10 protein-coding genes and 1 pseudogene are annotated in these 16,347 nt (G+C 60.1%); 6 read left to right on the forward strand and 5 right to left on the reverse strand.

Annotated elements, in window-relative coordinates; translation table 11 throughout:
• Nucleotides 1–476 precede the first annotated feature (476 nt).
• Nucleotides 477–1,625, reverse strand: a complete 1,149-nt coding sequence (locus tag AAIL67_RS08300; RefSeq protein ID WP_253232648.1) for a fimbrial protein — start codon at nucleotides 1,623–1,625, stop codon at nucleotides 477–479.
• 173 nt (nucleotides 1,626–1,798) lie between these two features.
• On the opposite strand from AAIL67_RS08300, the gene AAIL67_RS08305 reads away from it, so the two are divergent.
• Together AAIL67_RS08305 and AAIL67_RS08310 are read left to right on the forward strand one after the other, a co-directional pair.
• Nucleotides 1,799–2,473 (forward strand): phosphoribosyltransferase, encoded by a 675-nt coding sequence (locus AAIL67_RS08305; RefSeq protein ID WP_253232649.1) that lies wholly within the window; start codon nucleotides 1,799–1,801, stop codon nucleotides 2,471–2,473.
• A 3-nt stretch (nucleotides 2,474–2,476) separates the two neighbouring features.
• Nucleotides 2,477–2,581: pseudogene (locus AAIL67_RS08310) on the forward strand (integrase); the annotation flags it as partial.
• 433 nt (nucleotides 2,582–3,014) lie between these two features.
• Here AAIL67_RS08310 and AAIL67_RS08315 read toward each other — a convergent pair.
• The 3 genes from AAIL67_RS08315 to AAIL67_RS08325 form a co-directional block, all read right to left on the reverse strand.
• Nucleotides 3,015–3,632 carry a flavin reductase family protein gene (locus tag AAIL67_RS08315; RefSeq protein WP_034380996.1) on the reverse strand — a complete coding sequence of 206 codons (618 nt, stop codon included), beginning with the start codon at nucleotides 3,630–3,632 and terminating at the stop codon, nucleotides 3,015–3,017.
• Between the two features lie 231 nt (nucleotides 3,633–3,863).
• Complete coding sequence (locus AAIL67_RS08320) at nucleotides 3,864–4,562, reverse strand: FadR/GntR family transcriptional regulator (RefSeq protein WP_063662873.1); 699 nt, start codon at nucleotides 4,560–4,562, stop codon at nucleotides 3,864–3,866.
• Nucleotides 4,563–4,706: 144 nt separating this feature from the next.
• Entirely contained in the window at nucleotides 4,707–6,041 is a 1,335-nt protein-coding gene (locus AAIL67_RS08325; RefSeq protein ID WP_003062252.1) for an MFS transporter, read from the reverse strand.
• A gap of 193 nt (nucleotides 6,042–6,234) precedes the next feature.
• Here AAIL67_RS08325 and AAIL67_RS08330 point away from each other — a divergent pair, with 193 nt between their 5' ends.
• From AAIL67_RS08330 to corA, 3 genes are all read left to right on the forward strand, one after another.
• Complete coding sequence (locus AAIL67_RS08330; protein WP_003062254.1) at nucleotides 6,235–6,792, forward strand: ureidoglycolate lyase; 558 nt, start codon at nucleotides 6,235–6,237, stop codon at nucleotides 6,790–6,792.
• A 292-nt stretch (nucleotides 6,793–7,084) separates the two neighbouring features.
• Nucleotides 7,085–8,059, forward strand: coding sequence for a tripartite tricarboxylate transporter substrate binding protein (locus AAIL67_RS08335; RefSeq protein ID WP_343483766.1), 975 nt, complete (start codon nucleotides 7,085–7,087; stop codon nucleotides 8,057–8,059).
• 442 nt (nucleotides 8,060–8,501) lie between these two features.
• Nucleotides 8,502–9,476: a magnesium/cobalt transporter CorA gene (gene corA, locus AAIL67_RS08340; protein WP_034381008.1), complete on the forward strand. Its 975-nt coding sequence runs from the start codon at nucleotides 8,502–8,504 to the stop codon at nucleotides 9,474–9,476.
• Nucleotides 9,477–9,856: 380 nt separating this feature from the next.
• Here corA and AAIL67_RS08345 read toward each other — a convergent pair whose 3' ends face one another.
• Entirely contained in the window at nucleotides 9,857–12,676 is a 2,820-nt protein-coding gene (locus AAIL67_RS08345) for a transporter substrate-binding domain-containing protein (RefSeq protein WP_343483767.1), read from the reverse strand.
• A gap of 838 nt (nucleotides 12,677–13,514) precedes the next feature.
• Between AAIL67_RS08345 and AAIL67_RS08350 the strand changes: the two genes are divergently transcribed.
• On the forward strand, nucleotides 13,515–16,346 hold the full coding sequence (locus tag AAIL67_RS08350; protein WP_280008814.1) for an ATP-binding protein: 2,832 nt from the start codon (nucleotides 13,515–13,517) through the stop codon (nucleotides 16,344–16,346).
• Nucleotide 16,347 lies beyond the last annotated feature (1 nt).

A 16,347-nucleotide genomic window follows, 5' to 3' on the forward strand; every position in this document is an offset into this window, starting at 1 on the left:
TGCCGGCAAACGGAATGGAGTGAACCAACCGCGCTGAGACGCTCATACAGCCTCGCGATTTGAGAGCGACCCAAGAGCGACCCAAGAGCGGCCTAAGAGCGCTCCAAACCACCTCTGCTAACGCGCATGCGCAGAGGATCGCAACAGCAACCAGCTTCAAGCGAGGCCTCGCGAATATCCAATCGCCTTTCAAGTGGCTGCGCAGCTTTCCAGAGCCTGCAAGCTCGCTCTGGTTCATGCCCTGGTTAGCGCTCCAGCGATTTTCAATACCCAGGGCCTTGAAGATCAGGACAAGAGCATCGCTAGCCAGCGCGTAATCTGTCAAATCCTGGTCCGACAGCCCTCGAATTCCTCGGAACATGCTTGCAGCTCGCACCGGGCACAGCAGCTACAGCGATTCAAGGCACTGCATTGCAGATACAAAAAAGTGCCCGCCTCCATCACGGAAGGCGGGCACTTTCCCGATCTCTATCTTCTTATTTGTAGCTCATGACAAAGGTAGCATCTGCATTCGCGCTGCCGGGAGTCGGCTCCAGCGACGTCGAGGTATAACGGGCCTTCAGTTTGATATTCACCGGCTCATTACCAAATTCGCCAACCACCCATTGATTGGCCTCCCCCGACTCGGGCCCGAAACTCACGAGCTGGTCATTTTCTCGTTGAATCTCGATACCTACGTTCTTGGCCACCGAATTCTTGGAAAGGGACAGAGTAGTCGATCGATTATCCGGATTCTGTGAATCCGAAAATACAACGAACATTCTTGTACTTGCCCCGATATCGCCCCCAGCGCATGCAAGGCTCAGGCTGAAATCCTTCCACGGCCCTTTTCCGTTATCCATCAGGTCGGAGACACTGATGCTATCAAGAGATACCGGAACCAGTGGGGTATTGAGCTTGCATGTCGGCACTCTAGGCTCAACTACGATGCCGCCTCCTAATACCGATATTCTTCTAAAAGTATGTTGCAGGTCGACATATCTGGACTCACCGATCAGTCCTCTAATATATCCCCCTGTCGTGATGGGCCCAGTCTTCACCAACTCCACGACAAAGTCTTCGGCTTCGGCGAGAAAATAGTTAGTACGGTCGTCATATCGCGATTGAGGCCACCAACTCCCGGACTTGATGCCTCCCCTGATTCTGATCCCCACGCCGGCGATAGAGGTCTTGAAGGTGGAATACCCGTCCGACTCACTACTGGTCGCCACGGTGTAGAGCGTTTTACCGATTGTCCTGTTGCACTGGACGAAACCGCCGATGCCAAAGGCTTCGACGTGCTTTGAATAAATAACTGTTCCCGGTGGAACCGAGGGATCAAAAGACCCTGTCTCCCACGGTTCCAGCCACCAGTCAACCGTCGGCACCACTCGGCCACCGCCCAGCTTGATAACGCAGGCGTCTTGAGCCTTTGCCGCCATTGGCGCGGCCACAAGAAAAGAAGCCCACATGAATCGCAAAATGACTGGCATCAATTTGCATTTTCGAAATCGTTGATTTGCCATTGAGATTCCACAAATATCTTTCTGAGCATGGTATTTGTGGTTCAGATGGCGATTCCTAGGAATATTCTCAAAAGCTTGGCATTTGGGTACACCCTGGGCAGCCGTGTCCAATTGAAACACCGGTCACTCCATCCAAGCACTTCCAACAAGGCTTGGGGGTGCAGACTGCGCAGCTAAAGCCTGGTACCTCGGCTCTGCAGTCGCGGCTCGATGAAGCTGGTCATAGGCGGGGATTGCCTGAGGCGCACAAATCAGGCGCATAGTAAGGCTGTGGGTGCTGAGGAGCCGAAGACATGAAATCGGATGCTTCGTTTCGTGACCGGGCGGTGGCGGGCCAGGCCCTGGCCGCGGCATTGACGGCGTGGCGTGAGCAAGCCGATGTACTCGTGCTGGCCTTGCCACGGGGCGGCGTGCCAGTCGCCTATGAAGTTGCCAGCGCACTGGCCCTGCGGCTGGATTTGATGCTGGTACGCAAACTAGGCACACCCGGTTATAAGGAGATGGCGATGGGCGCCATTGCCAGCGGCGGCGTGCGGGTGTTGAACGATGATCTCATCCGTGGCCTGCACATCCCCCCTGCGGCCATCGAAGCGGCCGTGCAAGAGGAGGTTATAGAGCTGCAGCGCCGTGACCTGGCCTATCGGGGCAAACGCCCCGCGCCAGCCGTGACTGGGCAACGGGTGATACTGGTCGATGACGGACTGGCGACCGGTGCCACCATGCGTGCGGCAATTGCTGCGGTACGCTTGCAATCGCCAGCACACATCGCAGTCGCCGTACCGGTCGCACCTGTGGAGACGCTGGCGATGCTGCGCCCTCTGGTCGATCAACTGATCTGTCTGCTCACTCCAGCGCCCTTCTTTTCCGTGGGCCAGTGGTACCGCGATTTCGCTCAGACCACGGATGAGGAGGTAAAGACCTTGCTGAGCAAGGCCTGGCTCAGGGAGTTGCGTGACGCTGCGCAATAGCCGGTGCGCGCTGTGCAGCTGCTGCCCGGCCACTCCAAGCCGGAGTCGACACCGAGGTACCTGGACATCAAGGTCGACGATGCACGCGAGATCTCTGAGCAGACGGAGACCTGCCGCCGTCAAAGCCTGCAATGTGGCGCGAACTTGCATTCCCGGCCAGAAGCTGTTCTTGAAGGCACTCCCTCAGTTGACTGCTTCACGCTGATCTGAGCCATCCACGGCCCTGCGCCTGAATGACAGCAATCACCAACACAAGCCGTTGAACGTCGTCTGCCTCGAAGGGCCGCTTCGCCCTCAGGACCGGTCATGCGTTTGCGTGATTCGCCGCTTACCCAAACGAAGGACGGCTTCTGCTTGCCCTGACAGGCTTGTGTCGACCCGTTGCTCTCGTTCGAGCTTCCACGGCAATGTCTGATGTGCAGCGGTTGTTGCCTGTCGTAGCGAAGACCTGAACTCACGGTGTCGGCCACATTGCAGACACCCAGGCAACCGATATTGGGCTCAATCTGAGCTTGCGAGGGTAGGCTCATGCCATCTGCTACTAGGGACGATACATGCGGAACTTCTGCTCATCGCCAATCGAGAAATAGTCTGCTGGGCCTCCCGCGCGGAGAATCACCCCGGCATTGGCCGTGTCGAACACACCGTCCTTGAGCAGCCGATGATCGATGTAGACCTTTACCACCTCTCCAAGCACGAGCCAAGACGGAATCGACTCATGGCTGGCGGTACGCAACTGGTGGATGTCGGTCAATCGGCATTCGAAGGTCACCGGGCTCTGTGCGACTCTGGGCACCCGTATCAACTCCGAATCCACGGCTTCTAGCCCTGCCAGCTCGAACTCATCCACCTCCGCAGGGACGGCGGCACAGGTCTGGTTCATGGCATCGGCTAGCTCACGCGTGGCCAGATTCCACGCGAACTCGCCAGTCTCCTGGATGTTGCGCACCGTGTCTTTCCAGCCGATGCTGGAGAAGCCGATGATGGGAGGGACGTAGTTGAAGGCGTTAAAGAAGCTGTAGGGTGCCAGATTGACCTGTCCGCTCGCGCTCCTGCTCGAAATCCATCCGATCGGCCGCGGGCCGACGATGGCGTTGAAGGGATCATGCGGCAGTCCGTGCCCTTTGCGGGGCTCATAGGTATGCGAGTCAGTTTTCATCGCTGGTGGTTCTAGCGTCTGCCCTGTCGGGAAGTGCTCAACTGCATTCATGGGAGATAGTGCCAATCTAGCGGCGTGCTGGGGAGGTCGGGCTGCTGGGGACTCTACCAAGCCTGAGGCCCAACCCGTCGCTATAGCCGTCTCGCACTGGTAATGTGCTCACGCCTCAGCACAAACGATGAGCGCCTTATTTTGCGTAAAAAGCCGTCCTTTGAATCGGGAGAACAGCTCCTAGCCGGTTGGAAAGTGCACGCCAGCACGCTGGGCAGCCTGCACGATGTGCGCTGACATGGCCTGCTGCGCCAGCTCCGGCCGGCCCTGTGCAAGGCCGTCGATGATGGCCGCATGCTCCTCGCAGGTGGCATGGCGCGCGCCGCGCTTGTAGAACGGCAGGCGCTGGCTCTCCTGCATGACTTCGCCGCTGCCGCGCAGCACGTCGGCAATCGCGTGATTGCCCGAGATGGTGGCGATCAGCATGTGGAAATCGAAATCCAGACGACTGGCTTGCAGGAAGTCCGAGGCCTCTATGCATTGCTGCATGCCCTGCAGGTTGGCCCGCAGCAGCGTCAGGTCCTCGGGCTGTACCACCAGGGCCGCAAGGCGCGCCGCAAAGCCTTCCAGCGCGTAGCGTAGCTGATAGACATCGGTGAGCGCATGCGAATCGGCAAAGCGCCAGGCCTCGCTGGCTGGCGCCTCGGACGCCTCGGTTACATACATGCCCTTGCCGGGCCGCGCCACGACCAGCCCCAGCCCCTGTAGCGTTGACAAGGCCTCGCGCAATGACGTCCGGCTGATGCCCAGTTGTTCCGACAGATCGCGCTGCGAGGGCAGCAGTGAGCCCACCGGATAGGTGCCGGCTTCGATCCAGTCCCGGATCAAACGGGCGGCCTGGCTGGCAACGGCGACATTGGGGGAGACAGAGGGTTCCATTCGGGGGAGATCGTTCATCGCAAAAAGGGGGATGCGCGCCATCTTAACGACTGCGCAGCACATCCCGCTTCGAACACTGCCCCTGACATTGTTCCAGACCGCACTGCGGCAGTGCTTCCGGACGGTGACTGCCGCGATGCGAGGTTACTTGTTGACCAGCTTGGCCGGCACGGTATAGGTCAGAAAGGCACCGAACAGCAGCACGCCGGCCAGCACGAACATGGCGGCATTGGTGCTCTGGGTCGCATCCTTGATCAGGCCGATCATGTAAGGGCTGATGAAGCCAGCCAGATTGGCGAAGGAGTTGATCAGCGCAATGCCTGCCGCTGCCCCTGCGCTGGACAGAATGGCCGTGGGCAGGCTCCAGAACAGCGGCGAGGTTGCGAGGCTGCCGCCTGCAGCCAGCGCCAGGGCGGCCAGTGACAGATAGACGTTGCCGCTGAAGACGGCCGACAGCATCAGCCCCGCGGCCCCTACGCAGAACGGCACGATCAGGTGCCAGCGGCGCTCGCGCATGCGGTCCGAGCTGCGGCTGACCAGGTTCATGGACACCACGGCCACCGAGAACGGTACGGCCGTCAGCAGACCGATCTGGAAGGCGCCTTCCACGCCAGACTGGCGGATCAGTGAGGGCAGCCAGAAGGTCAGGCCGTACTGACCCATCACCGTACAAAAGCAGATCATGGCCATCTTGATGATGCGCGGATCGGCGAACAGCGCGCGCAGCGTCATGTGGCTGTCTGCCTTGCTGGCGTTCTCGCGGGCGATGTTGCGCTCGAGCAGCGTCTTTTCCGATTCGCTGAGCCAGCGCGCGCTGCGGATGTTGTTGTCCAGATACCAGAGCACGGCAATGCCCAGCAGCAGGGAGGGTATGGCCTCGATCAGGAACAGCCACTGCCAGCCACGCAGGCCGGCCACGCCCTGCATCAGGTCCATGATGCCGCCCGACAGCGGCCCGCCCAGAATGCCCGAGACCGGGATCGCGCACATGAACAGCGCCACCATGCGCGCACGCCGGTACGACGGGAACCAGTAGGTCATGTACAGGATCATGCCGGGGTAGAAGCCCGCCTCGGCCGCGCCCAGCAGGAAGCGCAGCACATAGAACTGCGTGGGCGTGGTCACGAACATCATGGCTGCCGAGATCAGGCTCCACATGATCATGATGCGGGCAATCGTAGCCTTGGCACCTATGCGGTGCATGAGCATGTTGCTCGGCACTTCGAAGAAGAAGTAGCCGATGAAAAACAGCCCCGCACCGAGGCCGTACATGGCCTCGCTGAACTGCAGATCCGCCAGCATGTGCAGCTTGGCAAAGCCCACGTTGACCCGGTCCAGGTAGGCCGCCACATAGCAGGCCATGATGAAGGGAAGCAGACGCCAGGCGACCTTGCGGTAGACCGCAGCCTCGGCGGCGGTTTCGCCGGCAAGCGTGGCTGCCGGTGCGGCAGCGTCAGGGGTGGAGGAAAGGGATGACATCTTGGATCCTTGTTGGCGGTGGTTTTCGTAACTGGTATTACCGGTATGAATTAACGATCGCAACCATAATCAAGATCAAAACATTGCGCACTCGCAATTACCCTAGCCACTCTTTAAATTTGCAATTTGACAAAGTCGCCAAGGCAAAACATACTGGTATTACCAGTTAGACCAAATCAAGCAACAATCTTTTATGACCACTGTCCTGGCAACCACGCCCGCCTCCTGCGGCGCCCCTGTCCTCCACCGCCTTAGCATTCAGCCCCTGACTGCCGAAGCCTTTGCCCGCTTTGGTGACGTGATCGAAAGCGCGGGGCATGCCCCCTTGCAGATCAACCACGGCATGACCGAGCGCTACCACGCGCTGGCGCAGGTGGATGCCGGTGGCGCAGAAGGCCACGCGCTGATCAATCTGTTCCACGCCCTGCCTTACGAGTTGCCGCTGCGGCTGGAGGAAATGGAGCGCCACCCGCTGGGCAGCCAGGCCTTCGTGCCATTGCAGGAGACCCCTTTCGTCGTCGTTGTCGCGGCTGCGGGCGAAAGCGTGCAACCCTGCGATCTGCAGGCCTTCGTGACTAATGGCCGCCAGGGGGTGAACTACCACCGCGGTGTTTGGCATCACTCCCTGATTGCCCTACAGGCCCCCGCACGTTTTCTCGTTGTGGATCGCGGCGGTCCCGGCCACAACTGCGATGTGGTGGCCATTGGCGACGGTAGCGGCGTGTTGCTGGAGCTGCCGGACGCCGGCTAAAGCTCCTAGCCGAACGCAGCTGCTCGCTATCACCGGACAGGTCAGTCATAGCCGGCACAAATAATCAGGTCAGCGGGAACATGCAGTCGAAGGCAGTGCTGCACGGGGGTGTATCCGCACCTGAGCCCAGTCCTTGGTCAGCACTTGCCAGATTGAGCTCCCACGGACTGCTTTGAACAAATACACTGCTTGTCACCCTGCTTCGGGCGACAACGGCCTCCAAGGCCTTGCTTCAAGCAGATTCCGGATATCGACTTCAAATGCTGCCCAATAGAACTACCAAGGAGACCCCGTGAACCGTCGACAGATACTCGCGTCAATTGCCGCCGCAAGTGCGCTCACCACCATGGCAACCGCTCACGCGGAAGCAGCTTTCCCGCAAAAGCCCATTACTTTTGTCGTTCCGTATCTGGCTGGAGGAACAACCGATCTCGTGGCACGAGTCGTGGGCGAGCACATGGCACGTACGCTGGGCCAAGCTGTGGTGATCGAGAACAAGCCCGGCGCCGGAGGCAATATCGGCATGGATGTGGTGGCAAAGTCCAAGCCTGACGGCTACACGATCGGTTTCGGAGCCATCTCCACCAATGCGCTCAACCCGCACATCTACAAATCGATGGCGTTTGATCCCCGCAAGGACTTCACGGCGGTTTCCATGCTGGGCTACTCCACCATCGTGCTGGAGGTGGGCAAGAGCTTCCCGGCAAACAATGTGCAGGAATTCATCGCCTACATCAAAGCGAACCCAGGCTTTCAGTACGGTACTGCCGGCGCCGGAACCAGCATGCACCTGGCTGGCGTGATGTTTGCGCAAATGACTGGCCTGGATACCGTCCATGTGCCCTATAAAGGTAGCGTACCGGGTATTACCGACATGCTCGGCGGCCACCTACCCGCCATGTTTGATAACCTGCCCGCTTCCCTGCCACACATTCAGGCAGGCAAGCTCAAGGCACTGGCCGTGGCAGGCAGCGAGCGCAGCCCATCGTTACCCAATGTGCCGACAATCGCGGAGAGCGGTCTCAAAGGCTACGCAGTCGATCCATGGTTCGGCGTATATGGCCCAGCCAAGCTCGATCAAGCCATCACAGCCAAACTCAATACCGCCATCAACCAGGCCCTGAGCGATCCCGCCGTCAAGGACAAGCTGGTGCAGGCCGGATTCACCCCCAAGGGGTCTGCGGCCCAGGGCTTTGAAGCGCTGACACAGTCCGAATACAAACGACTGGGCGAGGTGGCACGCAAGGCCCAGATGCAGGTCAACTGACGACAGCCGCTGGCGGTCGAAGGGAAAGCCCAATGACTGGTAAAGATGGCAGCGGCCATCGGTCCAATACAACGGGATGTCGACAACCAGCCTAATACCGTCACCTGTCGGCAGGTTGTCAGCGACTGCTCCTGGCCGAGAACCCCATTTCGTCCTTTACTCCAACAGCAGTCCTTCAAGCCGTTGCTGCCCAGCCGAATCCACAGTCGCCAGTGGCCTGCAGGACGCCTACTCTAGGCGTCAGTTCACCTGGCTCTGGCGGTTCGATCCCGCTCCCGGCAAGCAGCCAGTTTTGCTGCCACAACCGCACCAGTGGAAGAAAGGACGTTGAACAACACTTGTCCATCTCTCCCAAGCCCAGGCAGTGTCTGTCCATTGTTACCCTCTGCCGTGATAGAGGCATGGCACCATTGAGCCTTTCGATTGTGGAAAGAGGATCTCGATGCTGATCAATTGCGTGGCCTACGAAAAGGGATCCAAGCTGGCAGATATTGCTGTCGCCGATATCAGCGAGTACATCGCAAGACCTGACTGCTTTGTCTGGGTCGCCTTGTCCGATGCGACGTCGGCTGAGCTGGACGAAATGCGTGAAGAGTTCAACCTGCACGAACTCGCCGTGGAGGATGCCAGCCACGGACACCAAAGGCCCAAGATCGAGGAATACGGCCAGTCCCTCTTCACAGTCATGCATCTTCTGGAGCCTGATCCCGCTCAACCCGGCCATTTCAACCTGGGTGAGGTGGATGTGTTCATCGGCTCCAACTACGTTCTGTCGGTCCGAAATCGCAGCAAACAAGGTTTTCTGGGAGTGCGGGATCGCTGCGAGAAAGAGCCCGAGCTACTTAAGCACGGCTCAGGCTTCGTCTTGTATGCACTGATGGACGCGGTGGTTGACCGCTACTTCCCCATCATTGAAGCCCTGGAAGCCGAGCTGGAAGCAGTCGAGCTACAGATTTTCACGCAGCGAGCTGCACGCGAGAGCATCAAGCAGCTGTATGGGCTGAAGCAACGTGTCATGATCCTCAAGCACGCGGTTGCTCCATTGCTGGAGGCCGTGAGCAAGCTCCACGGCGGACGTGTACCTCAGGTCTGCGCGGGATCGCAGGACTACTTCCGCGATGTAGCTGACCACCTGGTCCGCATCAACGGCCTCATCGAGGGAATGCGCGACACCATAGCGACTGCGATGCAGGTCAACCTCGCGCTGGTCACAATCGATGAAAGCGAAGTCACCAAGCGACTGGCAGCCTGGGCAAGCATCTTTGCGATCTGCACCGCCTTTGTGGGCATCTGGGGAATGAATTTCGAGCATATGCCAGAGCTGAAGTGGCAGTATGGCTACCCTGTTGCATTGCTGCTGATTGTCTGCGTGTGCAGTTATGTCTACTACCGCTTTCGCCGGGCCGGCTGGCTATGACACCAGCTTGAATCCATGCTGGGTACATCCTTTGGATGCGGTCATCAACAAAACCATGACCGAGCCACAGCGGCGCCAAGCGCTCTGTCCAGACATTTCCAACAATTCTCGTCGCACAAGCTGCGCAGCTAAAGCCCGATGTCTCTGCTCTGCAGTCGCGGCTTGATGAATGACTGCTACACGCTAAAAAGCAGCAACACATGTAGTCATAGTTGAGGTGCAGCAATCGCTACACAGCAAACCTTGCTTGACGGCTCTCACACGACAGCACTGGATCAACCCCCTGTGCAAATGCTGGAAACAGGCCCCAGGAGTTGCCCATGTTGAATCATGCAATCCCCGTGGCCGCGCACCAAGCCATCAAGCACACCCTAAATCGCTCAGCCTCTGACGAGAGTCATCGACTCGCGAATCACTCTCGCCATGTCCTCTTCTCGGATGGGCTTGCAGAGCACCTCATCAGCGCCGGCAGCCATATAGCGTTGCCGCTCCGCATCTTCGATGCTGGCGGTCAGTGCCACGATACGGCAGCGAGGTCGAGCCTCGCTGGTTTCACGTGCGCGCACTCTAGAGATCAGTTCGGCGCCATTCATATGGGGCATCTGGCCGTCCGTGACGATCAGATCGAAATCCGTCTCGGTGCATAGCTCCCAGGCCTGGGCGCCGTCCTCGGCAACATCAGGCGCCACACCTTGATCGGACATCATGCCTTTGACGATCTCGCGGTTGAGCGCATGGTCCTCCACGAGCAGCGTGCGCAGCAGTGACGCGCCATGGGCTTGCGCCCTGGCTGCCGAGCAGGGCGTGGTGCGCGGCTTTGGCTGCGACAAGGTCTGCGCCTTAACCTCAACAATGGGCAGCGCAAGCTTCACCGTGAAGCAGGAACCTCGTCCCGGTTCACTGTCGACAGATACGGCTCCGCCCATATGTTTCACCAAACGGCGGGTGATGTGCAGCCCCAGACCGCTGCCAAAGGCCTGCCCCTGCTGAGCCGAGGCCACCTGTTCATAGGGCTCGAAGAGCCGAGCCTGATCGGCTGGCTCAATACCCATTCCGGTATCTTCGACCTCCAAGCACAGGTTCAGCATTCCGCCCTCTGCGCTTGCAGTCGCCGTCAGGGCAATACCCCCGTGAGCAGTGAACTTGACAGCGTTGCTGAGAAGGTTGAACAGCACTTGCTTGAGGTGCAGCGGATCGGCCATCACCCATGCATCGACCTCAGGTGCGACCGACATCTCCAGGGTGAGCTGCTTGCGATAGGCCATGCCCCGGATCAGGACAGCCATGTCCTCGATCAAGGGCCTGAGCGCTACCGGTTTGGGACTCGAGTGGATCAGGCCCGACTCGATCCGGTTGAGATCCAGCACATTGTTGAGCAGCAGCAGCATGGTCTGTGCCGCATCCTGAGCCGCCGGCAGACTGCCATCCTCTGCGGCCGGCCCCTGGCTTCGCTGCTGAGCCATATCCAGCAGGCCGATGATCGCCGCAAGAGGCGTGCGAATCTCATGGGTCATGGTGGCGAGGAACTGGGTCTTGGCTTGATTGGCGGCTTCGGCACGCTGCTCCGCACGCCTGGTCCGGCGAACCTGACGGGTCAGGTAGATCCCCCAGATCAGCGAGATCGCGGCCGCCAGGCCCAGCGCGCCTGCCACCCGCAAAAGCGCCTGGCGATGCTCGTTCCAGAACCCCCAGCCATCGGCCGGATGTCCGGGCTCCCAGTTGCGCACCAGTTCTGCCACATCCTCAGGCGTGATTGAAAGCCTGGCCTTCTCCAGGATCGCAACCAGCTCGGGCTCCTGCGCCTGTACCGCCATGCTGACGCGGCGCATGTAGTCGTCCAGAATGCCTATCGGCGCCAGCCGGTTCCCAAGATATCTGGCGTTGATGAAGCGCATCGCGTAGTCGCTGCCGACAACGGCATCGCTGCGCCCTTCCACAACACTCTGCATGGCCTGCGTCATGTCCGGGAACGCGCGAATCTTCACGCCCGGGTGATCGCGTCGGATGACACCCTCGAGAAAGTAACCCTCGACAAGGGCCACCCTCTTCCCTTCCAGGTCTGCCAGATGGTGAATGCTCTGCCCGTCGTCCGTGACTCCCTGGGCCGCCCCTGCCGGGGCCATGACGATGACCGAGGTCCTCAGATAGGGGCTGAGCATTTCAAGCCCCTGCGGCGCTTCATCCGAGGGCGCGAAAACCGGGGTCAGCAGGGCCTGCCGCTGGCGCAGGATGGCATTGAGCTCCGAGTAGTTGCGAGCGCGCACATAGTTGAATTTCAGGCCCGTACGGCGACTGATCAACTCCAGATACTCCGGGCCTATGCCCTGGGCCTTCCCGTCACTGGAGAACTGCCCCAACGCGCCCAGCGAACCATTCAAGACCACCGGAATGCTCGGATGCGCAGCCAGCCAGCGATTCTCGGATGCTGTCAATGGAATGCGGTCCTCGCCCAGGCGCAGTGGCCGTCCGCCACTCCAGGAGTACAGAATATCGTCGCCATACTCCGCCGCAACTTTCGGAATGGCCCGGTCGAGGTAGTCGAGCAGCGTGCCGTCGCCCATGCGGACCAGGAAACCAAATCCACCGCTGTCCACGGGAACAAAGCCCTGGATCTTGAGATTCACGAGATAGTTGACGCTGATGAGGTAGTGGGCTGACGAGGCATCGGCCAGGACCGCATCGACCTCGCCCAGACTCAGCGCCTCCAGCGCACGTTTGGGCGACACAAAGTTCAGAAGACGGCTGTTGGGATATACCTCGGCCGTCTGTGCCGCCGGCAGATATCCCGGGTTGACCGCCATTTTGGTTCCCTGGGCCTTCGCGTCAAAGGGGGCATCGATCCTGGAGACCAGCACAGGCTGGTCCGCAAGATAGGGGTGGGTGAGTTGCAGGCCTGCCAGCCGGGCTTCGCTGGGCGTGCCGCCGCCAAGCATGTCGATCTCGCCACGCTGCAGAGCCTGCAAGGCGGCCTCTCGACTGCGAAACGGCTGCACGCGCACGGGAGACGCAAACAGCAGGCCCACATAGTCGGCCGTGATGCCGCGAAACCGGCCTGCATCAAAAATACCCAGGGGAGGATAGTCCGGCAGCGAAACACCCAGCGTGAGCTGGCCACGCTGGTCCAGCGTTTTGCGCTGCTCATCGCTCAGCCAACTGCGGGAGGCCGAAGTAATACGCGGTTCAAAATTGAAGACGCTCAACTCTGCCCGGCCTGGGGCCATGACTGCCAGCGACAGGATCAGGAGAACCAGGGAACACCGAATAAAGCGCATCGTCTTGGTATGTTTGTTTATCTCGCCATTCAACTGACTGATTACCTTGGCATTGCATGCGCTCCAGCCGAAAGCGGTCTTCGGCTCGACGAAATAAGGACTGACGGGGTTTCATGGTCAGCCCCCTGCTCTGCAGCCCTCACTGCGCCTGATCTTATCAAGCAGGCCGCCGATAAACGCCGGGACGGCATTTTCTGAATATTGATCGGCGGGATAGATTCACGCATCACTACCTGCTCGATTTCTGCCTGGAGATTTCCTGAGGACTATAAAGCTGGTCAAGAAAATCGGGGCATGGAGATGACTTGAATTCATTGCTGCGCCTGATGGCCTAACTAATAAGCCTACTAAGCCGGCACTGCCCGTCATTCAACTACCAAGTGCCAAGTATTCAGTACCAAGTACTAAGTGCAATTACGCGTCCGGGCAACTGCGCCGACCTGAAAAGCAAGACTCTGCGTCACGGAGCAGGAATTCGGCAGCAGCGTCTTCCCTGCCCTGCTGCCACGCATGCAGCAAGCATGTGCTGCTTGCCGCATTACCGCCAATCACTACGGGACTATGGGCTGGGGTTGTTCCCCCGCGCGGCCAGCGACCAGGAGAGGCCGAAATCGCTCCTCTCATTGATTGGGCTGAGGTATGGGACTGAGATATTGGAGTGCGAGGGCAATCTGCAGCCCGATTCTCCCCTGCCCTGTTTTCAGAGAGCGATGTTTTAAGAATTTTCCTAGACCTGTGAAAGAGCTCGACTTCTATCATTCCTTGCATGATTTTGACCAACCCTCCCACCGAGAGGTTGAACACCACCGCGCTCGGCTTGCCTATGCTGCTGCTTCATCTGTTGGCTGTAGCGCTGCTGGCCTGCATCCTGTTTGGCACCGCGCTTTATCTGTATTGGGCATTCAGCGGGGAGGTTTCCAACTACCGACGACGCATGAATGCAGCCGCCTACAGCGCGCAGCTTTATTTTGACCAGCGCGAAGCCTTGCTCAAGTCGATCGCCGGATCGTCCGTGCGCAATACCAACCGCATGTCGCCCGAGCGTACCCCGCAAACATTTGGCGAAACACGCCAGATCAGTGTCACGCCGCTGCTGACGGACAAGAACAGCTATGACTGGGCCCTGGTTCTGACCCCGCACGATAGAGCCGATGTCAAGCAGGCCAGCGCCCGCATCATCTATCTGTCGCTGGAGCATTCCACGGCAAAGCGCCTGGGTGCAGAGACGGCGGCAAGGCCCTCCCCGGTGTCGCCCGGCACCACGGCGTGGCTTACGGAAGCCCTGGCCGAGCGCGCGCCTGCAATCGAGGCAGGCAGCCGTGCGCCCATAGTCTGGCTGCGCCCGCCAACAGATGAAATGGACAGGATCTTTCTGTTCACCCCGCTGGACGCAGCGCATCCTGAACAAACCTGGATCGGGTTGGAGGTCGACGGTGTCGCCTCGGTCATCGCCTCCGAATGCGCAAGCGATGGCGGTAGCTACGCGCTCTATGACACCAACAGCCGCATAACCCTGCACGGCGGCCCGCTGCCCATGATGGGCGATACGGTTGCAACGCAGCTGACCCAGGACTCTTTCGGAGTCCAGGGCGGCACGTGGTTTCCCGAGAATCTCGTGCTGGTCAAATCGGTGGGGGAAGCGCAGTGGAAGCTCGTCTACTACGTCCCGATGCGGGATGTCCTGACCCGTAGTGCCCACTCCTTCTGGATGGCAGGAGGCGTCGCAGCCGTGCTGGCCGCCATCGTCTTGCTGGCCGTGCGCCACATCAAGAGAAAGCTGGTGGCGCCGGCTTTGCGCCAGTACGCGGCTCTTGTCGACAGCCTGGCCCTCAACAACAAGATCATTGAAGTTGCCCCTGTCGGCCTGAGCCTGGTGCGCCGCTCAGATGGCAGGCTGCTTGTGTCCAACGACGCCGCCAGGCGCCTGCTCGACGAGCACGACAGCTGGCGCGAGGATATCCGCCAGGCCACGACCCGGGCAGGCAGCCGCGAGTGTGAGCTTCGCGACGGGCGCAGCGTCATTCTGACCTTCGCCTCCATGCCTTATCAGTCCGAGGACGTGGTCATCTGCGGCATCAGCGACATCACCGTGCAAAAGGAGGTCGAGCGGTCGCTGCGAAGTGCGAAGCTGGCCGCCGACCAGGTGAACGAAGCGAAAACGATGTTCTTCGCCACGCTCAGCCATGAGATCCGTACACCGCTGTACGGCATCGTGGGCACGATGGAGCTGCTGGCGCTGACAGGCTTGAACGCGCAGCAGCAGCAATACCTGAACACGATCCAGCAGTCCTCCGCGACGCTGCTGCGCACCATCAACGACACCCTGGACCTGTCGCGCATAGAGGCCGGCCGGCAAGAGTTGTACATCGCCGAGGTCTCGCCTGCGGAGCTGCTGGAGCGCGTCGTCGCGAACTTTGCGGCGCGCGCGCAGGGCAAGGGGCTGCTGATCTACGGGCTTTGCGACGTTGGGGTTCCCTCCTCGGTTCGTGCCGACTCCGCCCGCATACTGCAGGTCCTGAACAATCTGGTCGGCAATGCGGTGAAGTTCACCGAAGCAGGCCGGGTTGCCGTGCGCGTGAGCGCCGAGAATCTTCAGCCCGGGCGCGCTCGCCTCAAGTTTCAGGTTGCGGATACGGGCGTCGGAATTCGGGCCGAAGCCCAGGCTCAGCTCTTCGAGCCCTACTTCCGTGCCGACGCCAGCGCCAAGGAAGACATTTCCGGATCGGGGCTGGGCCTGGCCATCTGCCGGCGCCTTTCAGACCTGATGGGCGGAAGCCTGTCTGTTGTCAGTGAAAAAGGCCTGGGCACCAGCATTACGTTTGCCGTCACGCTGGATGTTGCAGCGGCAGACCCTGCCCCGCCGGTGGTACTGCGCAAGCGCGCGGTGTATGTCGATGGCGCAGCTCCGGAAGTGGTGGCAAACCTGTGCGAGTGGTTGAACTCATGGGGCGCTGTCGCGCTGCCGTACCGTAGCGATCTAAAGCTTCCGGCCTCGAAAGACGCCGTCTTCGTCCAGGCCTGGCCGCCGGCCCCGCCTGATCTGCCGTGGAAACACAAGAGGGTCCGCGTCGTGGCGCCCGGGTCCGGCCAGGAGTCCTTGGCCTCGACAAGCTCCAAGCTGAGCATCACCTGCACCACAAATCCGGTCAGCATCGGGCGCGCCGTCCGGATGGCACAGGATGGTATCGAGCGCCCGCTGAGCGCAAAGGTTCACGCCAAGCGGATATCGCTGGGATTGCGTGTGATGGTGGTGGAAGACAACATCATCAGCCAGATCATCCTGCGAGAGCAACTGGAGCATCTGGGCTGCAAGGTAGTCACTGTCGTCAATGGACATGAGGCGCTGCGCCGCTGGAGCGCTCAGGAGTACGACGTCGTCATTACCGACCTGAATATGCCGCTGATGGGCGGCAACGAGCTGGTCCGCGCCTTGAGAAAGCTGGACTACCAGGGCGCCATCCTGGGCCTGACGGCAAGCACCGCCCCCGATGTCGCGCGCCGGGGTGTCGAGGCCGGCATGAACCAGGTGCTCCTCAAACCCTTGCCACTTCTCACCCTGGCGCAAACCTTGCACACCCTCGTAGAGGATTTGACCTGAC

It is taken from the genome of Comamonas sp. A7-5 (assembly GCF_039581385.1).
Lineage (GTDB): Bacteria > Pseudomonadota > Gammaproteobacteria > Burkholderiales > Burkholderiaceae_C > Comamonas > Comamonas thiooxydans.